The sequence below is a fragment of the Acidocella sp. genome (assembly GCF_035535915.1).
Classification (GTDB): domain Bacteria; phylum Pseudomonadota; class Alphaproteobacteria; order Acetobacterales; family Acetobacteraceae; genus Acidocella.
The window spans coordinates 138,514-156,629 of record NZ_DATLPB010000081.1; the positions used below are offsets into that span (position 1 = coordinate 138,514).

General features: G+C 59.5%; 15 protein-coding genes. 2 read left to right on the plus strand and 13 right to left on the minus strand.

What is annotated here, in order from left to right; all coding sequences use genetic code 11:
- Positions 1-206: 206 nt before the first annotated feature.
- On the plus strand, positions 207-854 hold the full coding sequence (locus VNC39_RS10390) for a 3-oxoacid CoA-transferase subunit B (RefSeq protein ID WP_325398865.1): 648 nt from the start codon (positions 207-209) through the stop codon (positions 852-854).
- Positions 855-983: 129 nt separating this feature from the next.
- Here the strand turns inward: VNC39_RS10390 and VNC39_RS10395 are convergent, their stop codons facing one another.
- From VNC39_RS10395 to VNC39_RS10435, 9 genes are all read right to left on the minus strand, one after another.
- Positions 984-1,721 carry an amino acid ABC transporter ATP-binding protein gene (locus tag VNC39_RS10395; protein ID WP_325398867.1) on the minus strand — a complete coding sequence of 246 codons (738 nt, stop codon included), beginning with the start codon at positions 1,719-1,721 and terminating at the stop codon, positions 984-986.
- A 1-nt stretch (position 1,722) separates the two neighbouring features.
- Entirely contained in the window at positions 1,723-2,571 is an 849-nt protein-coding gene (locus VNC39_RS10400) for an amino acid ABC transporter permease (protein ID WP_325398869.1), read from the minus strand.
- Entirely contained in the window at positions 2,568-3,323 is a 756-nt protein-coding gene (locus VNC39_RS10405; RefSeq protein ID WP_325398871.1) for an amino acid ABC transporter permease, read from the minus strand. Before VNC39_RS10405 ends, VNC39_RS10400 begins: the two co-directional genes overlap by 4 nt.
- 21 nt (positions 3,324-3,344) lie before the next feature.
- On the minus strand, positions 3,345-4,154 hold the full coding sequence (locus VNC39_RS10410) for a transporter substrate-binding domain-containing protein (protein WP_325398873.1): 810 nt from the start codon (positions 4,152-4,154) through the stop codon (positions 3,345-3,347).
- A 350-nt stretch (positions 4,155-4,504) separates the two neighbouring features.
- Positions 4,505-5,083 (minus strand): PqiC family protein, encoded by a 579-nt coding sequence (locus VNC39_RS10415; protein WP_325398875.1) that lies wholly within the window; start codon positions 5,081-5,083, stop codon positions 4,505-4,507.
- On the minus strand, positions 5,080-6,684 hold the full coding sequence (locus tag VNC39_RS10420; protein ID WP_325398877.1) for an intermembrane transport protein PqiB: 1,605 nt from the start codon (positions 6,682-6,684) through the stop codon (positions 5,080-5,082). Before VNC39_RS10420 ends, VNC39_RS10415 begins: the two co-directional genes overlap by 4 nt.
- On the minus strand, positions 6,684-7,991 hold the full coding sequence (locus VNC39_RS10425; protein WP_325398879.1) for a paraquat-inducible protein A: 1,308 nt from the start codon (positions 7,989-7,991) through the stop codon (positions 6,684-6,686). Before VNC39_RS10425 ends, VNC39_RS10420 begins: the two co-directional genes overlap by 1 nt.
- A 178-nt stretch (positions 7,992-8,169) precedes the next feature.
- Entirely contained in the window at positions 8,170-8,982 is an 813-nt protein-coding gene (locus tag VNC39_RS10430) for a sulfite exporter TauE/SafE family protein (RefSeq protein WP_325398881.1), read from the minus strand.
- Between the two features lie 73 nt (positions 8,983-9,055).
- The gene (locus VNC39_RS10435) at positions 9,056-10,069 is read right to left on the minus strand and encodes a zinc-binding alcohol dehydrogenase family protein (RefSeq protein WP_325398883.1); all 1,014 of its coding nucleotides are present in this window, start codon (positions 10,067-10,069) and stop codon (positions 9,056-9,058) included.
- Positions 10,070-10,247: 178 nt separating this feature from the next.
- Here VNC39_RS10435 and VNC39_RS10440 point away from each other — a divergent pair, with 178 nt between their 5' ends.
- Positions 10,248-11,762: a CoA-acylating methylmalonate-semialdehyde dehydrogenase gene (locus tag VNC39_RS10440; RefSeq protein WP_325398885.1), complete on the plus strand. Its 1,515-nt coding sequence runs from the start codon at positions 10,248-10,250 to the stop codon at positions 11,760-11,762.
- A 205-nt stretch (positions 11,763-11,967) separates the two neighbouring features.
- Here the strand turns inward: VNC39_RS10440 and VNC39_RS10445 are convergent, their stop codons facing one another.
- The 4 genes from VNC39_RS10445 to VNC39_RS10460 all read right to left on the minus strand — a co-directional run bounded on the left by VNC39_RS10445 (position 11,968) and on the right by VNC39_RS10460 (position 17,847).
- A complete protein-coding gene (locus VNC39_RS10445) occupies positions 11,968-12,885 on the minus strand; it encodes a LysR family transcriptional regulator (protein ID WP_325398887.1) in 918 nt (305 codons plus the stop codon).
- A 184-nt stretch (positions 12,886-13,069) separates the two neighbouring features.
- A complete protein-coding gene (locus VNC39_RS10450; RefSeq protein WP_325398889.1) occupies positions 13,070-14,593 on the minus strand; it encodes a SpoVR family protein in 1,524 nt (507 codons plus the stop codon).
- Between the two features lie 6 nt (positions 14,594-14,599).
- The gene (locus VNC39_RS10455) at positions 14,600-15,883 is read right to left on the minus strand and encodes a YeaH/YhbH family protein (RefSeq protein ID WP_325398891.1); all 1,284 of its coding nucleotides are present in this window, start codon (positions 15,881-15,883) and stop codon (positions 14,600-14,602) included.
- A 17-nt stretch (positions 15,884-15,900) separates the two neighbouring features.
- Positions 15,901-17,847 carry a PrkA family serine protein kinase gene (locus tag VNC39_RS10460; RefSeq protein WP_325398892.1) on the minus strand — a complete coding sequence of 649 codons (1,947 nt, stop codon included), beginning with the start codon at positions 17,845-17,847 and terminating at the stop codon, positions 15,901-15,903.
- Positions 17,848-18,116: the final 269 nt, after the last annotated feature.

The following is an 18,116-nucleotide window of genomic DNA, read 5'->3' on the forward strand; positions in this document are numbered from 1 at the left end:
ATCGGCTTGGGTCTGCGTGATATACTCCATTTACCTATGCCGCTTTCTCATTGATTTTTTAATTGGAATTCATAAGAGCGCTGGCGGCCTGCATTTTTCGCGGGGGGAGTGGTCGAGCCCATACGGTTTGGCATGCCAAAGACTGGCTTGAAATCGCTGCCTGCCTCTGCCAGCAGGTAGGAACACGGAACAACGGGATTTTGACCATGCCCTGGACACGCGAACAAATGGCCGCGCGCGCGGCCCAGGAGTTGAAAGACGGTGACTATGTCAATCTCGGGATCGGCATTCCAACGCTGGTTGCCAATTACATTCCGGACCATATCGAGGTCACCTTGCAGAGCGAAAACGGCATGCTGGGGATGGGGCCGTTTCCTTACCCGGACGAGGTCGATGCCGATCTGACCAATGCCGGGAAACAGACGATTTCCGCGCTCCCCACCTCATCCTTCTTTTCCTCGGCCGAGAGCTTTTCCATGATTCGCGGCGGCCATATCGATCTGGCGGTCCTGGGTGCGATGGAAGTCTCCGCCCAGGGCGACATCGCGAACTGGTCCGTGCCGGGGCAGTTCGTCAAAGGCATGGGCGGCGCGATGGATCTCGTCGCCGGCGTCAAGCGCATCATCGTGGTGATGGAACATGTCGCGCGAGACGGCAGCGCCAAGATCGTGGAACAATGCCGCCTACCGCTGACCGGCGCCGGCGTGGTCGATTTGATCGTTACCGATCTTGCCGTGTTCGCCTGCGACAAAATGAAGGGCGGGTTGGCGCTGCAGGAACTGGCGCCAGGCGTGAGCCTCGATGAGGTTGAGCGGAAGACGGCAGTAAGGTTTAAGAAAGAGGGCGCTTTTTGAAAAAAGCGCCGCAAAAACTTTTGTTATGCTGGGCCATGGGCGTTGGCGCTGACGCAGCCTGAGGCCCAGCATAACAAAGTTTTTTTGCTACTTTTTGTTCACAAAAAGTAGCGCTTCCTTTTTCTTTCCTTAAAGAATCTGACTGAGAAACGCCTTGGTCCGCGGATCGCGCGGGGCGGAGAAAAACTCCGATGGCGGCCCTTGTTCGACGATCACGCCTTTGTCGGTGAAGTACACCTCGTTGGCGACCTCGCGGGCGAAGCCCATTTCGTGGGTCACCAGGATGCAGGTCATGCCTTCCTCGGCGAGCTGACGGATGGTGAGAAGCACTTCACCCACCGTTTCCGGGTCGAGTGCGGCAGTCACCTCGTCGAAGAGCATAAGGTCCGGCTTCATTGCGAGCGAGCGTGCAATGGCGACGCGTTGCTGCTGCCCGCCGGAGAGTTCGCCCGGATAGGAATGTTCCTTGCCCTCGAGGCGGACTTTCTTGAGCAAGGCGTAGGCTTCCGCTTCCACTTCCTTCTTGGGGCGCTTCAGCACCTGGATCGGCGCCATCATCACGTTTTGCAGAGCGGTGCGGTGCGGGAACAGATTATATTGCTGGAAGACCATGCCGACATGTTTGCGCAGCTTCAGCTTGTCGAGCTTGGGGTCGTTCACTTCGATGCCCAGAACCTTGATCGACCCGACCTCGAACGGCACCAGCGCGTTCACGCAACGGATCAGGGTCGATTTTCCGGATCCGGACGGGCCGATGATGCAGGCGACCTCGCCCTTGGCGACCGTCATGCTGACGCCTTTGATGACTTCGACATGGCCGAACGATTTGTGCAGATTGTCGATGACGACGAGCGGTTGGGGGGCCATGTCAGTTCCGTACATGATAGCGGCGTTCGAGGCGTTGCGTCGCCCAGGCGATGGGATAGGTATAGACGAAGAACATCAGCAGCACATAGGCGTAGATCGGCGCCAGGAGATAGGGCTTGCTGCCTTCCGCGGCCAGAACCTGGCCGGCCAGGCTCACCACTTCGTTCACGCCGACGATCGAGGCGAGCGTCGTCGAGGTGGTGAGGATGGCGTAAAGATTCATCCAGGGCGGCAGCATGCGCTTCACGCTCTGCGGCAGGATGATCAGCCATAATTGCTGGCGCCGGGTGAAGCCCAGCGATTCGGCGGCTTCCCACTGGCCGGGGTGAATCGAGCGTACGCCGCCGCGCACGATCTCCGCGACATTGGCCATCACCGGCAGGGCCAGGCCGATCACCGCTTTCAGCCAGCTCGGAAGGTTGATGGTCACCGTGCCGACATGGATATGGAACGGCAGCAGGAAAATCATGAAGAAGAGCAGAACCAGCCAGGGCGCATTGCGGAAGAACTGGGTGATCGCCCAGGACGCCCCGCGGAGCGGCCGGGAAGGGGTGATCAGCCCAAGCCCGAGAAACGCGCCGAGGACCGTGCCGATGGCCATGGACAGGAAGCTGATGAGGATGTTGAGGCCAAAGCCGCGCAGCAGCAGTGGTGTCCAGCGGGCGAGGATGGCCAGGACGCTGGCGTGTATCGGCCCGCCCGTGGCGGCGTTGGCGGCCGCCGATGAAAGGAGAATGATGGAAGCCAGCGCAACGCCGTGCCAGGGGGCCAGGCGCAATGTCGGCAGTCCGCCCGCCTGGCGCCGCAAGGGCGCGCCCAAAGGCAGGATGACGGGAAATTTTGAACTCATGTGCCCAACCCCGGCCGGCGCAAGGCGCGCTCCCAGGCGTGCATCGCAAACACCAGGATGCCCACCAGGGCGATATAGATGACGAACAAGACCAGCATCATCTCGGGAACATTCTCATTGTCCGACCAGATCTGGTTCGACACATAGAGCAGCTCGGGCACGGCGATGGCGTAGGCGAGCGTCGTGGTCTTGACCAGATTGACGAGATTGTTGGTGAGCGCCGGCAGGCAGACGCGCAGCGCCAGCGGCAATATCACGTGGACATAGGTCTGGAGGCGCGTGAAGCCGAGCGATTCGGCGGCCTCTGTCGTGGCGCTCGGAATCGCTTCGATGCCCGAGCGAAAAATCTCGACATTGAACGATCCGGCAAAACAGATCAGCGACAGGCAGGCCCAGGTGAAACCATTGATCAAGGGTTTCTCGAAGCCGAGGCTGTTTCGCGTTCCGGGCAGCAGCGCGCTGAGCCCGAAATAGAAAAAATACATTTGCACGAGCGGGGGCGTGTTGCGGAAGAACTCGACATAGCACGCGACGATGCCGCGGACCCACCGTAGCCGTGACATCTGTCCCCAGGCGCCGACGATCCCGACCAGCACCGAACCGGCAATGGTGACGCCCGAAATCATGAGCGTCAGCCAGAGTCCGTTCAGAAACCGGGCGCGATCGTAGGAATCGTAGACAATCGTGAAGTTGACGCCGGTGGTCTCGTTGAGATGCGAAAACCAGGCGGTTAAGTCGTGACCCAGCGTCAATCCTCCTTCGTGCGTGCGGCTTTAGGCTTTGTACTTGTCATGCTGCTGCTCGGCGTAGGCCGAGTGCGGAATGCCATACTTCGTTTCCAGGGAGAGAATATAGCCGGTCTTGGCCCAATCCTCGCTCGCCTGGGAAATGAAGCTGGCGAGCGCCGGTTCGCCGTTCTTCACCGCCATGCCCCAGGGCTGCTCGCCGAGGGTGGGCAGCGGCATGTCATAGGCTTTCCAGAGCGGATCGGTGAGTTCGCCTTCGATCGCGGTGTTGTCGTAGAGGAACGCATCGCAGCGGCCTTGCTGCAGGGCGGCCAGGGCTTCGGCGACGCCGGTGAAGGCGATCAGTTCAGCGCCGTATTTCTCGCCGACATCCTTGTTGTAGAACGAGCCCTGAATGGCGCAGACCGGCACGCCCTTCAGCTGGGCCCAGCTTGTTAGCTTCACGCTCTTGGGCGCCAGAACGTTATAACCGGACGCGTAGTAGTTCGGGTGGATGATGTCGACAATTTTTTCCCGTTCCGGGGTGTCGTTCATGGTGGCGATCAGCAGGTTGATCTTGCCCTGCTGCAGGAACTGGATGCGGTTGGCAGCCACCACAGGCACGAACTGCACCTTCACGCCGAGCCGCTGCGCCAGATTGGCGGCGAGATCGGGCTCGATGCCGATATTCGCGCCCGACGGGCTCAGAAAACCGAACGGCGGATAGTCGGCTTTGACGCCCACCACCAGGACGCCGGCGGACTTGATGTCCTGAAGTTCGTCAGCCTGGGCGACGTTCGTGCCAAAAATCGCCAGCGCGCCGGCCAGCAGTCCCAGGTAAGCTAATTTATTCCGCATGAGCCGATACTCCCTGATGAAACGCCTTGAAACCCCAAAATTATCGCGCCGAGGGCGCTGAGCTTTCGCTATGCGCTCATGCTGCCAAGTTTGTCGCAATGTTGCAAGGAGTGCCTTTATAATGTTCACGTTGGTATTTATTTTGAGACAGATCTTAATAATAATGCCAATGCGCAAGAATTTTCTGTGCTTGAGTCGGCCATTCAAAAAACAGCAGAAATTATGCCTAATATGTGAGCGGCGGCACCGATGCGATGTCCGAATATTGTCGTCACGATGCCTTATTTTATACTCCAGAATCTGACGCTCTGGACACGCCATCGGAGCATCGGGGGCGTATCCAGGGCTTCTTAAGTGGCGCGGGCTGAAACCACACTGGCGGCGATCTGATCGGCGGCGGACGCCCACAAGGCGCTCATGGCGGCGACGATGTCGGAGGCGGTGGCGCCGGCGGGGAGCGTGCGCCTGATGGTCTGCAGGCCGAGCAAGCGATGGTCGGCGCCCGCGTTCAGCGCCGCCTGCACGGTCAGTTCGACATCGCCCGTGGCCGTTGGATCAAACCGCAACACGTTGATTTCGATCTGCAGATCGGATGGCGTTTCGATCGATCCGTTGCTGTCGATGACCGTGGCGTTCTTCAAACGCTGCGCCAGGTCTTCGACCATCGTCGTTTGCAGCGTGTCCGCGAACGGGCCGGCCCAGATGGCGTTGGGGAACGAGCCGGCCACGTAGCGGTTCACCGGCCTGGGGATGCTGCCCTGATCAAGGTAACTCGGGATGCTGATGCGGCGGACGCTGATCGTCAGGGGCGCGGTTTGCTCGACCGGCCCGGGCTCGCTCGCCAGGCGGTATGCTGTCACCGGCGCCGAGCTGCAGGCCGACATGAGGGCGGCGGCCATGAAGACGCCGAGGCTGCGGAGCGTCCTCATGGGTTGCCGCGCCCCAGCAGCAAGGCCTGAGGGTGTAGATTCAGGTAGTCGGCCAGCAGCCTTATGGAACGCAGCGCATCGTTCGCCTGGCTCATCAGCAGGTTCAGGTTGCGTTGGAAATTCGAATCGTCACCGTAGGTTTGCGTCATGGTCTGCAAGGTCTCGTTGGCCGCGCGCAGCGTCTTGTTGAGCTCCGCCAGGTTCTGCTTGATTTGCGGGTTGCCCAGCGTGCCGTTGGCCGTGACCACGAGCTTGTTGAGATTGGAGCTGAGCTTGTTGAAATCCACTTTGGAGAGATTGTTGGAGATGCCGGCCACGGAATTGATGATGTCATCGAGTCCGCCGGACTGGCTCGGAAGCACCAGGGCATCGCCCTCCCTGGCAAGCGGAGCCGGTTTGGCGCCGGCGATCCAGGCGAGCGTGATGTCCTTTTGGCCGGTGACATAGCTCACGGTGCCGAGTTCCGCGCGCAGACCTTGATTGACCATCTTCTGCAGAACCTGGTCAGGACGCAAATTCTTGGGGAATTGCCCGGGCTCCAGAACGCGTTCCGGCTGGATATTCATGAAAACACGGGCTTTTGCTTTGCCGGCGTAAGGATCGATGATCAGCTTCACGCTTTTGACGACGCCGACCTGGATGCCCAGAACGTCGACCGGTGCGCCGCGCGCCAGGCCCGCGACCGAGCTGGTGAAATAAGCAATGACCGGAATTTGATTCTGGTAGCCGGCGGATTGAGCATCGTCATACGTGTTGTAGAGGGGAAACACGGTATTGTTGGGGCTGGGCGCGCTGTTCGCGCCGCTGAACGGCAGATCGAAGGTCACGCCGCCCGAAATGATGGCTTGCAGAGACTGAAATTCGATATGAAAGCCGCCATTCTGGAGTTGGGCGGTAATGCCGGATGATTTCCAGAAACGGCTTTGCGGGCGAATCAGATGGTCGAAGGGCGCGCGGACAAAAATATTCACCGTGACCGGGCCAAGACCGTTCCCGATATCGTATCCCAGGACTTCGCCGACGATGATGTCGCGGTAGAAGACGGGCGAACCGGCCGCCAACGATCCGATGGTGCCGGTCCTGAGCTGGTAGGTCTGGCCGGGCTCGTCGGAGCGCACACCTGGCGGGCCTTCCAGACCGGTGAAATGGTCCTGATACTGGCCGCCGGGCAAGCCCGGATCGACGGCGATATAGGCGCCGGACACGAGTGTGGAGAGGCCCGATAAATTGCCGGCGGTAAAATTGGGGCGTACGACCCAGAAGCGCGCATGGGCGTTGAGGAAGCGCGTGCCGACATTGTTCATGCGCACCCGGACCACGACCTGGCTGTTGTCGTGACTGAGGTCCACACTCTCCACGGTGCCCAGGGCGACGGCCTTGTATTTGACCTGCGTCTGGCCGGCCATGATGTCGTCGCCGCTGGTAAAGGTGATTGTTAACAGCGGCCCTTCCTGGAGAACCGTGCGATAGCCCAGATAGGCGGCGATGATGGCAGCCACGAGCGGCACCAGCCAGACGAAGGAAAAGCGCGGGCGGCGCAGATGCGCGGGCGGCGGCGCCGGCGGCGGGGCATTGCTGGGGGCGGGGGGCTCGACAGGCATTATTCGGGTTCCAGTTCACGCTCGCTCCGGGGCGTTGCGGCGTCCCACATCAAACGCGGGTCGAAGACCGAAACGGCGAACATCGTCAGGATGACGACGGCGGCAAAGCACGGCGCGCCAAGCTCGGCATGCACATAGGCGATCTGGCCAAAATTCACGAGCGCGGCGAGGATCGAGATCATGAACACATCGATCATCGACCAGCGGCCGATGAACTCGATGATGGTGAATGCCCTTGTCCGGCCGGCGATGAAGCGGCGGCTGCTGATCTGGGTCTGGATGAGCATGTAGGCCAGCGATAGCAGCTTGGCGAGCGGAATGCAGATGCTGGCGAAAAAGACCAGGAGCGCCAGCGGCCAGAGACCGTAACTCTGAAGTTCCGTGATGCCGGCCATGATGGTGAACGGATGGACGGCCGCGAGCTGGGTGATCTGCATCACCGGATACAGGTTTGCGGGCATATAGAGGAGTGCCGCGGCGATCAGCAGGGCCCAGCTGCGGCCGACGCTGTGGGGTTTGCGGCGGTGCAGGATGGAATGGCAGCGATGGCATCGTGTGTCGGGCAGGGCATGATTCACCATGCCACAGGCAAGGCAGCCGACATAGGCAAACGCCGCGTGCCCGCCAGCCAAGGCGGCTTGCGTGGGCGCCCCCGGCTTGCTGTCAGCCTCATCCAGGGCGCGCCAGACTGCCTCCTTGTCGAGAGCGGCATCGGCGGCGGCCATCGAGACCATCAAACCGATGAGAAGATAAAGGGCGGTTTCGAGATGGACGACGGCGATGGCGGTCAGCCGCGTGTAGGCCACGAGAAACCCGAGAAGATAGACGTCGATCATCGCCCACGGTGCGATCGCTTCGTGGAAACGAAAGATCGTTTTGAGCCAGCGCGGCCGCACGGATCTGGTTTCCAGCCCGATCAGCGTGACCAGCATGATGCCGAGTTTGAGCCCCGGGAAGAGGGTGGTGACGGCCAGAACGAGCAGCCCGACATCCGCGTAGTTCTGCAGACTGAGGCGCCAGGGGCCGGTGGCGAGATAAGCCAGCTGAAACCGCCCATACACCGAAATGTTGAGGAATGGCGCCATCAGGGCAAAGAGGTAAAACAGCAGCCCGGCGAGACCGCAGGCCAGGGAAAACTCGAACGGAACTTTCCGCATCCGCCACAATGTATAATGACAACGCGGGCATTCCGCGACCAGGCCCGGGCGCATGTCCGGCAGGACGGAAAACAGGCCGCATCTCGGGCATTCCCGCCAGGTCTCGGTTGGCGAGTCACAGACGAACAAGGTTTCGTTGCCCTCTTCCATCAAGAAACCCGGTCTTGACTCATCGTGGCGCCCGATATCGGAGACCCAGCCGGGCCGCCGTACCGCGAAGATGCTGTGGTTGAGCTCTGCGGTGACGCGACTGTTTCATGGTGCGCCTAGGTTTAGGCGATCTGGTTTTGGCTCCGCAAGTGACGCCCCTTTCCGCCGGCGGCATGCGCTATGACAGCACATGGGAGCGCTCGACCATTTGCGCGGCGGCGGCAAGAATGAAAATCAACACGACAGCGCGGAAAATCCCCGGCGGCAAGGCGTCCCGGAGCGGCCGGCCCGCGAGAATGCCGATCACCACGGGGATGCTGGCGAGTGCCGAAAACAGCAGATCGGCTTCATTGGCGTGGCGCGACTGCCCGAACGTGAGGAGCAGGGCGATGATGGAAATGATCAGAACCTGGGCGATCTGCTTGGTGAACTCCTTGCCCGTGGTCCCCGTGGCCAGGAGATAGGTGGCCAGAAGCGGCCCGGGAATTGCGGAGATCCCTTCCATCAGGCCGCCGATGAAGCCGACGATGAGGCCGACGGGACCGGCGGTCCGTTTTGGCAGGCTGAATTTCGGGGCGATCAGCAGCGCCACGCAGGCGGTGATGAGGATGACGCCGGCCAGGCCCATTGCAAAATGTCCCGGGATGCTGAGGAGGATTTTGACGCCCAACACAATGCCAAGGACCGTGCCGATCACCAGGAAGCCGATCTCCCGGAACGTCTTCCAGCTCTGCCCGCCCTCCAGCGCCTGCGGGATATTGCCGATGATGATCGGCATCGAGAGCAGGAGCACCGTCTGCTTGACCGACAGAATGCCGGTGAGGAGAGGGACGGCGACCAACGGCACGCCGATGCTGACCACACCTTTCACCAGCCCCCCGAGCAGGAGCGTGCAGCAAAGAATTAACCACTCACGGGCCGAGAGCGCGTGCAGGCTCGGCCAGAGAAGGCTGTGGGAAAGGGGAAGGTGAATATGAGACATTGCCGGCATGTATCGTCTGCCACACATGCCGGCAATGTAGGGTGCCGAGAAAAGCGGCGCCCGGCGCCCCGGCCGTCCGGGCTTAGAAGCCTTCCAGGACCAGTTTTCCCTTCGTATGGCCGGCCTCAAGCAACGCATGGGCCTTTTTCAGGTTGGCGGCGTTGATCGTGCCGAGCGTTTCGCTCAGCGTGGTGCGGATCGCCCCGGCATCGACCAGCCGCGACACCTCCGTCAGGATCGTATGCTGCGCCTGCATGTCCGGAGTCTGGAACAATGAGCGCGTGTACATAAGCTCCCAGTGGATGGAAATGCTCTTGAGCTTGAACGGCATGATGTCGAGCGTCGCCGGATCATCGATGAGGCAGAGCCGGCCCTGAGGCGCGATCAGTTCCACGATCGCGGCGAGGTGCCGGTCCGTATGGGTGGTGCAAAACACGAAACCGGGGGCGGCAAGCCCGCGCGCGGCCAATTCCTGGTCGAGCGGTTTGCTGTGGTCCAGCACATGATGAGCGCCCAGGGCGCGGACCCATTCCTGCGTTTCCGGCTGTGACGCGGTGGCGATGATTTCCAGGTCGGTGAGCTGGCGGGCGAGCTGAATGGAGATAGAGCCGACACCGCCGGCGCCGCCGATGATCAGGATCGAGGGCTTGAGACCGGCGACAGGCTTTTTGACGTCGAGCCGGTCGAACAAGGCTTCCCACGCCGTCACGGAAGTCAGCGGCAGGGCCGCCGCTTCGGCCCAGGTGAGAGACCGCGGCTTGGCGCCGACCAGGCGCTCATCCACCGCGTGGAATTGCGCGTTCGTGCCGGGGCGCCCGAGTGCGCCGGAATAGAACACTTCATCCCCGACCTTGAACAGGCTGGTCTCGCTGCCGGCTGCGACCACGATTCCCGCCGCATCCCATCCCAGAATCCGCCAGTCTCCCGTGGCCGGGATCAGGCCCTGGCGCACTTTCGTATCCACGGGGTTGACCGACACGGCGCGGATTTCGACGAGCAGGTCCCGGGGGCCGGGAACCGGGGTCGGCGTTTCGAAATCGAGCAACGCCTCGGCGTGCTGAATGGGAAGACAGGCTTTGTGGCCGACTGCGCGCACGGAAATCTCCTGAAATTGATCTGATGCTATGTTCGCGCGCGGCGGAGATTTTCAAGTGCAAGGCCGGGAAGCGGCGCGCCGTGCGGTCCTGGCAGGGGGGATTGCCTCCGGTCGGATCTGGACTAAGTTTCCTTCCGTACAATCGCCAAAGATCGAAAACGCAAGGGAACCCGCGAATATGCCGCCAGCATCTGATACACTAACAACGATCCCGCATTTTATTGGGGGAAGAGCTGTTGTCGGCGTCGGGCGCTTCGGCGATGTGTACAATCCGGCGACCGGCCAGGTGTCTGCGCGGGTGGGGTTGGCGTCGTCCAAAGAGGTCGCGGACGTGGTGGCGGTCGCCCAGGCGGCCTTTCCGGGCTGGGCCGGGCAAACGCCGCTGCGGCGGGCGCGGGTCATGTTCAAGTTCCGCGGGTTATTGGAGCGGCATAGCGAGGAGATTGCCGTGCTCATCTCCGCCGAGCATGGAAAAACCGTCAGCGATGCGCACGGAGAAATCACGCGCGGGCTCGAAGTGGTTGAGTTCGCCTGTGGTATCCCGCAGCTCCTGAAGGGCGATTTCACGGAAGAGGTGGGCAGGGGCGTCGATAGCTGGTCGGTCAGGCAGCCTCTGGGCGTGGTGGCCGGCATTACCCCCTTCAATTTTCCGGCCATGGTGCCGCTCTGGATGCTCCCGGTGGCTCTGGCGTGCGGCAATTGCTTCATCCTGAAGCCCTCGGAACGGGACCCGTCGGCATCGGTGCGCCTGGCGGAGTTGCTGCGGGAGGCGGGCCTTCCTGACGGCGTGTTCAATGTGGTTCACGGCGACAAGGAAGCGGTCGACGCGATCCTGGAAAATCCGGACATCAAAGCCGTAAGCTTTGTCGGCTCCACGCCCATTGCGGAGTATATTTACCGAACCGGCACCGCGAACGGCAAGCGCGTGCAGGCGCTGGGGGGTGCGAAGAACCACATGGTCATCATGCCCGACGCGGACATGGACCAGGCCGCGGACGCACTGATGGGCGCCGCTTATGGTTCGGCCGGTGAGCGCTGCATGGCGGTTTCCGTGGCCGTTACCGTCGGATCGGCAGGGGACGAGATGGTCCGCCGGCTGATCCCCCGAATCGAAGCCTTGAAGATCGGGCCCGGAAGCGACGCGGCGACCGAAATGGGGCCGCTGGTGACCAAGGCGCATTTCGACAAGGTGCGCCATTATGTCGAGATCGGCGTGAGCGAGGGCGCGAAACTGCTCGTCGATGGCCGCAATTTCCAGGCGCCCCAGGGCTATGAGGGCGGCTATTTCCTCGGCGGCTGTCTGCTCGACCATGTGTCGCCGGACATGAAGATCTATAAGGAAGAGATTTTCGGCCCGGTTCTGGGGATCGTGCGGGCGAACTCTTTTGACGAGGCTGTCAGCCTGGTCAACAGCCATGAATATGGCAACGGCACGGCGATTTTCACGCGGGACGGCGACGCCGCGCGGGATTTCGCGCACCGAATTCAGATCGGCATGGTCGGCGTCAACGTACCCATCCCCGTGCCGATGGCGTTCCATTCATTCGGCGGCTGGAAGCGCTCGCTGTTCGGCGACCATCATATGCATGGCCCCGAAGGGGTGCGCTTTTTCACCAAACTCAAGACCGTCACCTCGCGGTGGCCGACCGGCATTCGCAAGGGCGCCGAGTTTATCATGCCGACGCTTGGATAGAAGAAAGTAAGTGGCCGCTTTTTAAAAAAAGCGGCGCAAAAATTTTTGTTTATGCTGGGCCATGGGCGTTGTCGGCGACACAGCCCATGCCCTCCGGGGCTATTCCAACGGTGCTACGCACCGCCGGAACCTTCAGCCCCTCCGCCCAGAGTCATAAAGTTTTTTTGCTACTTTTTGTTCACAAAAAGTAGCCTTTCTTGCTTACTTAAGCCAGAAGCGCACTCAGATCGGCCGATGTCGCGATCGAGAGCAGCGTGCCGGCGACCGGGGACAATGGCTCACGGTTCGGCAAAACGAGCCCCATCATTTGGGTCGCTTCGGGTTCGACCAGCGGCACAGCGCAAAGGTCGGGAATGCCCCCGAGCATCAGCTGGAACGCGTGGGGAACGATACTCGACCAGTCGCCCAAAACCGTGTGGGCGTAGACGCCCAGGAATGTATCATTCACAACGACAGGATTAACCCGCGTGCCGCGCGACGCCAGGATTTCGTCGATGAAACGGCGGTTTTGCATGGTTTCACTCAGCAGGCAGAGGCGCTCTTGAGCTGCTTCCGCCCAGGTGATCGTGCCCCGGTCTGCGAATTTGCTGCCGCGGCGCGTCACGAAAATATAACGTTCCGGGTAAAGAGGGATATGGCGGACATTTTCGAGACGTTTGTCATCAATATAAGTAATGCCGGCATCGATCTCGAACGTCTCGACCGCCTGTTGAATGGCTTTCGCGCTCATCGAGCGGATATTGATGGTAACGTTGGGGTGCTGTGATGCATAGAGTTGCGTGAGAAAAGGCAAAGCTGGCGTGGAACCGGGGACCGCCCCGAGTTCGAGTGTGCCGGATAGGCCGGATGGTGAGCCGCTCAGCCCTTCACGCAGGCTGTCATAATCCGAAAGGATGCGGCGGCCCCATTGCAGCACCTTTTCGCCGTCCGGCGTGAGCCCCATGAAGCGGTGGCCGCGGATGACCAGAACGACCTGTAAATCCTCTTCGAGCTTGCGGATCGCCGAGGAAAGGGTGGGCTGCGCGATGTTGCAGACCTCCGCGGCGCGCGCATAGTGCTTCTCCCGCGCCAAAGTCACAAAATAAAACAGATGTCGGATTAACATTCGGCTTGTAGCTAACAAGTTTTGGCAGTGGCCGACAAGGGGGAAAGGGGCGCCATCCGGTCGATCGGGTATCCCCCCAAAAAGACCGGCATATAAAAGGGAAGCCCGCAGACCCGTCTAACGCAATGGTGCGGCCCTGCCGGGTCCGCATTGTCACGTGTGGCAACATGCCATCCCGCGGCCGGCCGAACTGGCGGCGGGGTCAGCGCTCCGGCCCGACGGAATATTGCTTCACGGTTGCTTCCGTTTGGGCGGAGACTTCGGAGAGGATCACTTCATAGCCCCAGAGATTTGCCAGATGACGGAGGACATCTTTGACATCATGCTCATCGATCAGGCGGCCGCTGTAAATTTTATGCTGCAGGATCAGCTTGCGGTCCCCGCTCAAATCGACATCGACGATTTCGATCTCGGGTTCGTTTTGAATGATATCGAACTGGTCGGCCAGGTTGGTGCGAATCATGCGGTAGCCATGTTCATTGTGAATCGCCTTGACCAAAAGATCTGATTTTCCATCGTCGTAAAGGTTGAAAAATTTCATCTTGCGGATGAGGTGAGGGCTTAGATATTGCCGGATGAAACTCTCATCGCGATGGTTTTCCCAGGCGTCTTTCAGAACGCCCAGCCAGTCTCCGCAGCCGGCGATCTCCTGGTTCCAGGCTCTGTCTTCGTCGGTCGGCGTTTCGCAGACGCGCTTGATGTCCTGCATCAAGCCAAAGCCGAACGCATAAGGGTTGATTCCATAATATCCGGGGTGGTCGAAGTCCGGCTGAAAGACCGCCGCCGTATGGCTCTGGAGGAATTCGATCATCGCGCCTTCCGTCAACAGGCCGCGCTGGTGCATCCGGTTCATGATGTAATAATGAACGAATGTCGCGCATCCTTCGTTCATCATTTTGGTTTGCTTCTGGGGATAGAAATATTGCGCGATCAGCCGCACGATCCGGATGATTTCCCGTTCCCACGGCTTGAGGACGGGGGATTTCTTTTCCAGAAAATAAAGGATATTTTCTTCGGGAAGGCCAAGCAGATGCCGTCTCTCGTTCACGCTTCCAAGGTCGCTCGTGGCCTTGGCGGAAGACGGCACGGTTTTCCAAAGCTCGTTATATGAACGCTCCTGTTCTTCCAGACGCTCGCGCGCCTTGCGTTCCTCATCGCCAAGATTGAAGGTCTTGCGCTTGGGGTAGCGATTGACGCCTTGCGGCATGAGCGCATGGGCAGCATCCAAAATGCGTTCGACCTCGGCTTCGCCGTAACGCGATTCGCACAGGGCGATATAGTTCTTGGCGAATTCGAGGTAAGGCAGAATGCCGTTGGCGTCCGTCCATTGCTTGAACAAATTGTTATTCTTGAAGAAATAATTATGGCCGAAGGCCGCGTGCGCAATCACCAAAGCTTGCATCGTCATGGAATTCTCTTCCATGAGGTAGGATATGCAGGGGTTTGAGTTGATCACGATTTCATAGGCGAGGTTGCGGAGCCCATGGCGATAGAGCAACTCGTCTCGTGCAAAGTTCTTGCCGAACGACCAATGCTGGTACATCAGCGGCATGCCGATCGACGAATAGGCGTCGAGCATCTGCTCAAACGTGATGATCTCTATCTGGTTGGGATAAAGGTCGAGGGCGAGCTCCTTTTCCGCGATTGCGTTGATTTCTTGGTAAATGCGCTTCAGACTCTCGAAGTTCCAGTCTTTGGCGCCTCTTTCTGAGATTGTGTAATTCATCGCCCCTCACTTCACCTTTTTCAGCGGCGTGAAAAGGTCACGGAAGACCGGGAAGATCTGCGACCTGTCATTGACCTTTCGGGCGGCGATCGGCTCTCCGCTGCGTATGAGGGCATCGTAGGTCCGCCAAAGATCGGTGATTTGCGTCATGCCATCCGGCTGACCAACCTCGATATACGCGAAATATTGGCAGGCAGGGAGGATCTTGTCCTTCAGGAGGCTGACGATTTTCGCATTGTCGCTGGGAACATTGTCGCCGTCGGACGCCTGGGCGGCATAAATATTCCATTGGTCCGAATTGTATTTTTGTCCCATGACACGGAGCATTTCCTCGAAGGCCGTCGAGACGACCGTGCCGCCGGTCTCCGTGCTGAAAAAGAACGTGTCTTCATCGACTTCACGCGCCATATGGGTGTGGCGAATGAAGACGAGATCGACATCCTTGTAGCGCCGGCGCAGGAAGAGGTAGAGCAGCTTATAAAAGCGTTTGGCCAGATCTTTCATATGTTCCGTCATCGAGCCGGAGACATCCATCAGACAGAACATGACGGCGCTGGTCACGGGCTGGGGAACCAGCTCAAACCGATTATAGCGGATATCGATCGGATCGATGAAGGGAATGCGCTGATTCCGCTGCCGGTGGAAGGCGAGTTGCCGGGAAAGCTCCGCGCGTTTCTCGATGCTCTCGGGATCGTCCAATTCCGCGAGCCGGTCGATCTCTGCTTCGAAGAGGGCAAGCTTGGAGGGGTGCGGCCGTTTCAACGCGATGCGGCGCGCCAGGCTGTTGCGCATCGTGCGTGTGAGATTCATATTGGGCAGCGACCCGCTGATCGCATAACCGGCACGAATTGGCGTAAAATTCTCAGAAGACTTCATCTGCTTGCGCAGGAGGTCGGGAAGTTCGAGATCGTCGAAGAATATGTCGAGAAATTCGTCCTGGCTGAGCACGAACTGAAACCCGTCCTCGCCTTCCCCGTGAGCGGAGGCTTGCCTTCCGCCGGCGCCCGCTTGCGGTGTGCTGCGTTTCAGCCGGTCGCCTTCTTCATATTGCTTGTTGCCGGGCAGAACGTAATGGCGCTGGCCGTGGGCGGACGAATGCCGTATCTGCGGTTCCTTGAGCCGGCTGGTCCTGACCCAGAGTTTTTCGTCTCCGCCAAGGTCGGAGATGCTGCGTTCGGACGTGGCCTTATGAACAGCCTCCACAAGTTCCTGCTTGGCGCGCCGGATGAAGCGCCGGCGGTTGGACAGGCTTTTGCCTTGTGGGTTCAAACGGCGGTCGATGATGTTCATTTCAATGACTCATGCTTCTATCCCGCTTGTTTCACGCGCATATACCATTCCACCAGGCGCCTGACCTGCCGTTCGGTGTAGCCGCGACTCATCATACGTTCGAGGAATTCGGAGTGTTTCCGCTCCGTCTCGACTTCTTTCTTGGTGCCGAAGCTGATCACCGGCAAAAGATCCTCGACCTGGCTGAACATCCGGCGCTCGATGACCTCCCGGATTTTTTCGTAGGACGTCCATGATGGATTCTTGCCTTCGCGCTGCGCGCGCGCCCGCAGCGCGAATTTCACGACCTCATTGCGGAAATCCTTGGGGTTGGCGATCCCGGCAGGCTTTTCGATCTTGGTCAATTCCTGGTTCAGCTGTTCGCGGTCGAGCATCTGCCCGGTATCGGGGTCCTTGAAGTCAAGATTTTCGATCCAGGCGTCAGCGTAATCAAGGTAACGATCGAACAGATTCTGGCCATAATCGTTATAGGATTCCAGATATGCCTTCTGGATTTCATTGCCGATGAACTCGGCATAGCGCGGCGCCAGAATGCCCTTGATGAACTCAAGATACTGCTTCTCGGTCTCCTCGCCGAACTGCTCGCGCTTGATATGCTGCTCCAGCACATACATGAGATGAACCGGGTCGGCGCCGACCTCGCGCGTGTCGTGGTTGAAGGTCGCCGAGAGCACCTTGAAGGCGAATCGTGTGGAGATGCCTTCCATGCCTTCATCGACACCGGCGGTATCCCGATATTCCTGCATGGTTTTTACGTTCGGTTCGGTGTCCCGCAGGTTTTCGCCATTGTAAACCCGCAACTTCGAAAAGAGGTTGGAGTTCGGGTGGGGGCGCAGGCGGGACAGCACGGCGAAGCGCGCGAGCATTTCCAGTGTGGCCGCGGCGCAAGGTGCCTCGGCGAGCTCGCTGTTGCGGATCAGCTTATCATAAATTTTCTGCTCTTCGGTCACCCGGAGGCAATAGGGCACCTTGATCACGCAAATCCGGTCGATGAAGGCCTCGTTGTTTTTGTTGTGTTTGAAGCCTTGCCACTCCGCCTCGTTCGAGTGGGCGAGGATGATACCGTGGAAGGGAATGGCGCCGATATTCTCGGTGCCGGTGTAATTATTCTCCTGGGTCGCGGTGAGCAGCGGGTGAAGAATTTTAATCGGCGCCTTGAACATTTCCACGAATTCAAGAAGCCCCTGCGTGGTCCGGTTGAGGCCGCCGGAATAGCTGTAGGCATCCGTATCGTTCTGGCTGTAGAGCTCGAGCATGCGGATGTCGACTTTTCCCACCAGGCTGGAAATGTCCTGATTGTTCTCGTCGCCCGGCTCGGTTTTCGCGACGGCGATCTGCCGGAGCCGGGACGGGTGCAGCTTCACCACCGTGAATTTGGAAATGTCGCCGCCGAACGAATCCAGGCGCTTGACCGCCCAGGGCGACATCAGGCCGGGCAGCCGGCGCGGCGGGATGCCGAACCGCTCTTCGAGCTCGGCGCCCATATGGTCGGGATGGAACAGGCCGAGCGGGCTTTCAAAAATCGGGCTCAGCTGTTGCCCGGCCTTGAGCACATAGATCGGGATCTGCTCCATGAGCTGTTTCAGCCGCTCGGCGATCGAGGATTTTCCGCCACCCACCGGGCCCAGCAGATAGAGAATCTGCTTGCGCTCTTCGAGCCCCTGGGCAGAATAGCGGAAGAAGCTGACGATCCGCTCGACAGTATCCTCCATGCCGAAAAAATCGGCAAAAGCGGGATAGACTTTAATCGTGCGGTTCATGAAGATCCGCCCAAGGCGCTGATCTTTCGCGGTATCAATCAGTTGTGAGTCACCGATCGCCGCGACCATGCGTTCAGCCGCGGAGGCGTATGTCATGGGGTCTTTCCGGCACAGCTCAAGATATTCGAGGAGCGACATTTCGTGTTGCCGCTGCGCTTCGTATGACTGCATCGAACGAGAGAAAATCTGGTCGGTCATACCCATGATTACTCCTGTCTTCAGAGTTTACGCCCCGCTGTCTTTCCGCAGCGTCCGGATACTCCACGGTTCCTTCGTGGCTTTAAAATAAATATATAGGGGCGAAACGGGCCCAAACGATACAACCAAACGATACGGGATGTGGATTTTTTGCAATTCCCCGAAGCCTCATCTTTTTGATTCTTTGTAAATTACCTTCGTCCTTCTGGTTATGGGAAGTCTAAGCTCTGCATGAGCTGCGTGACCAGAAGAAAAATCAAACATCACAGGAATTT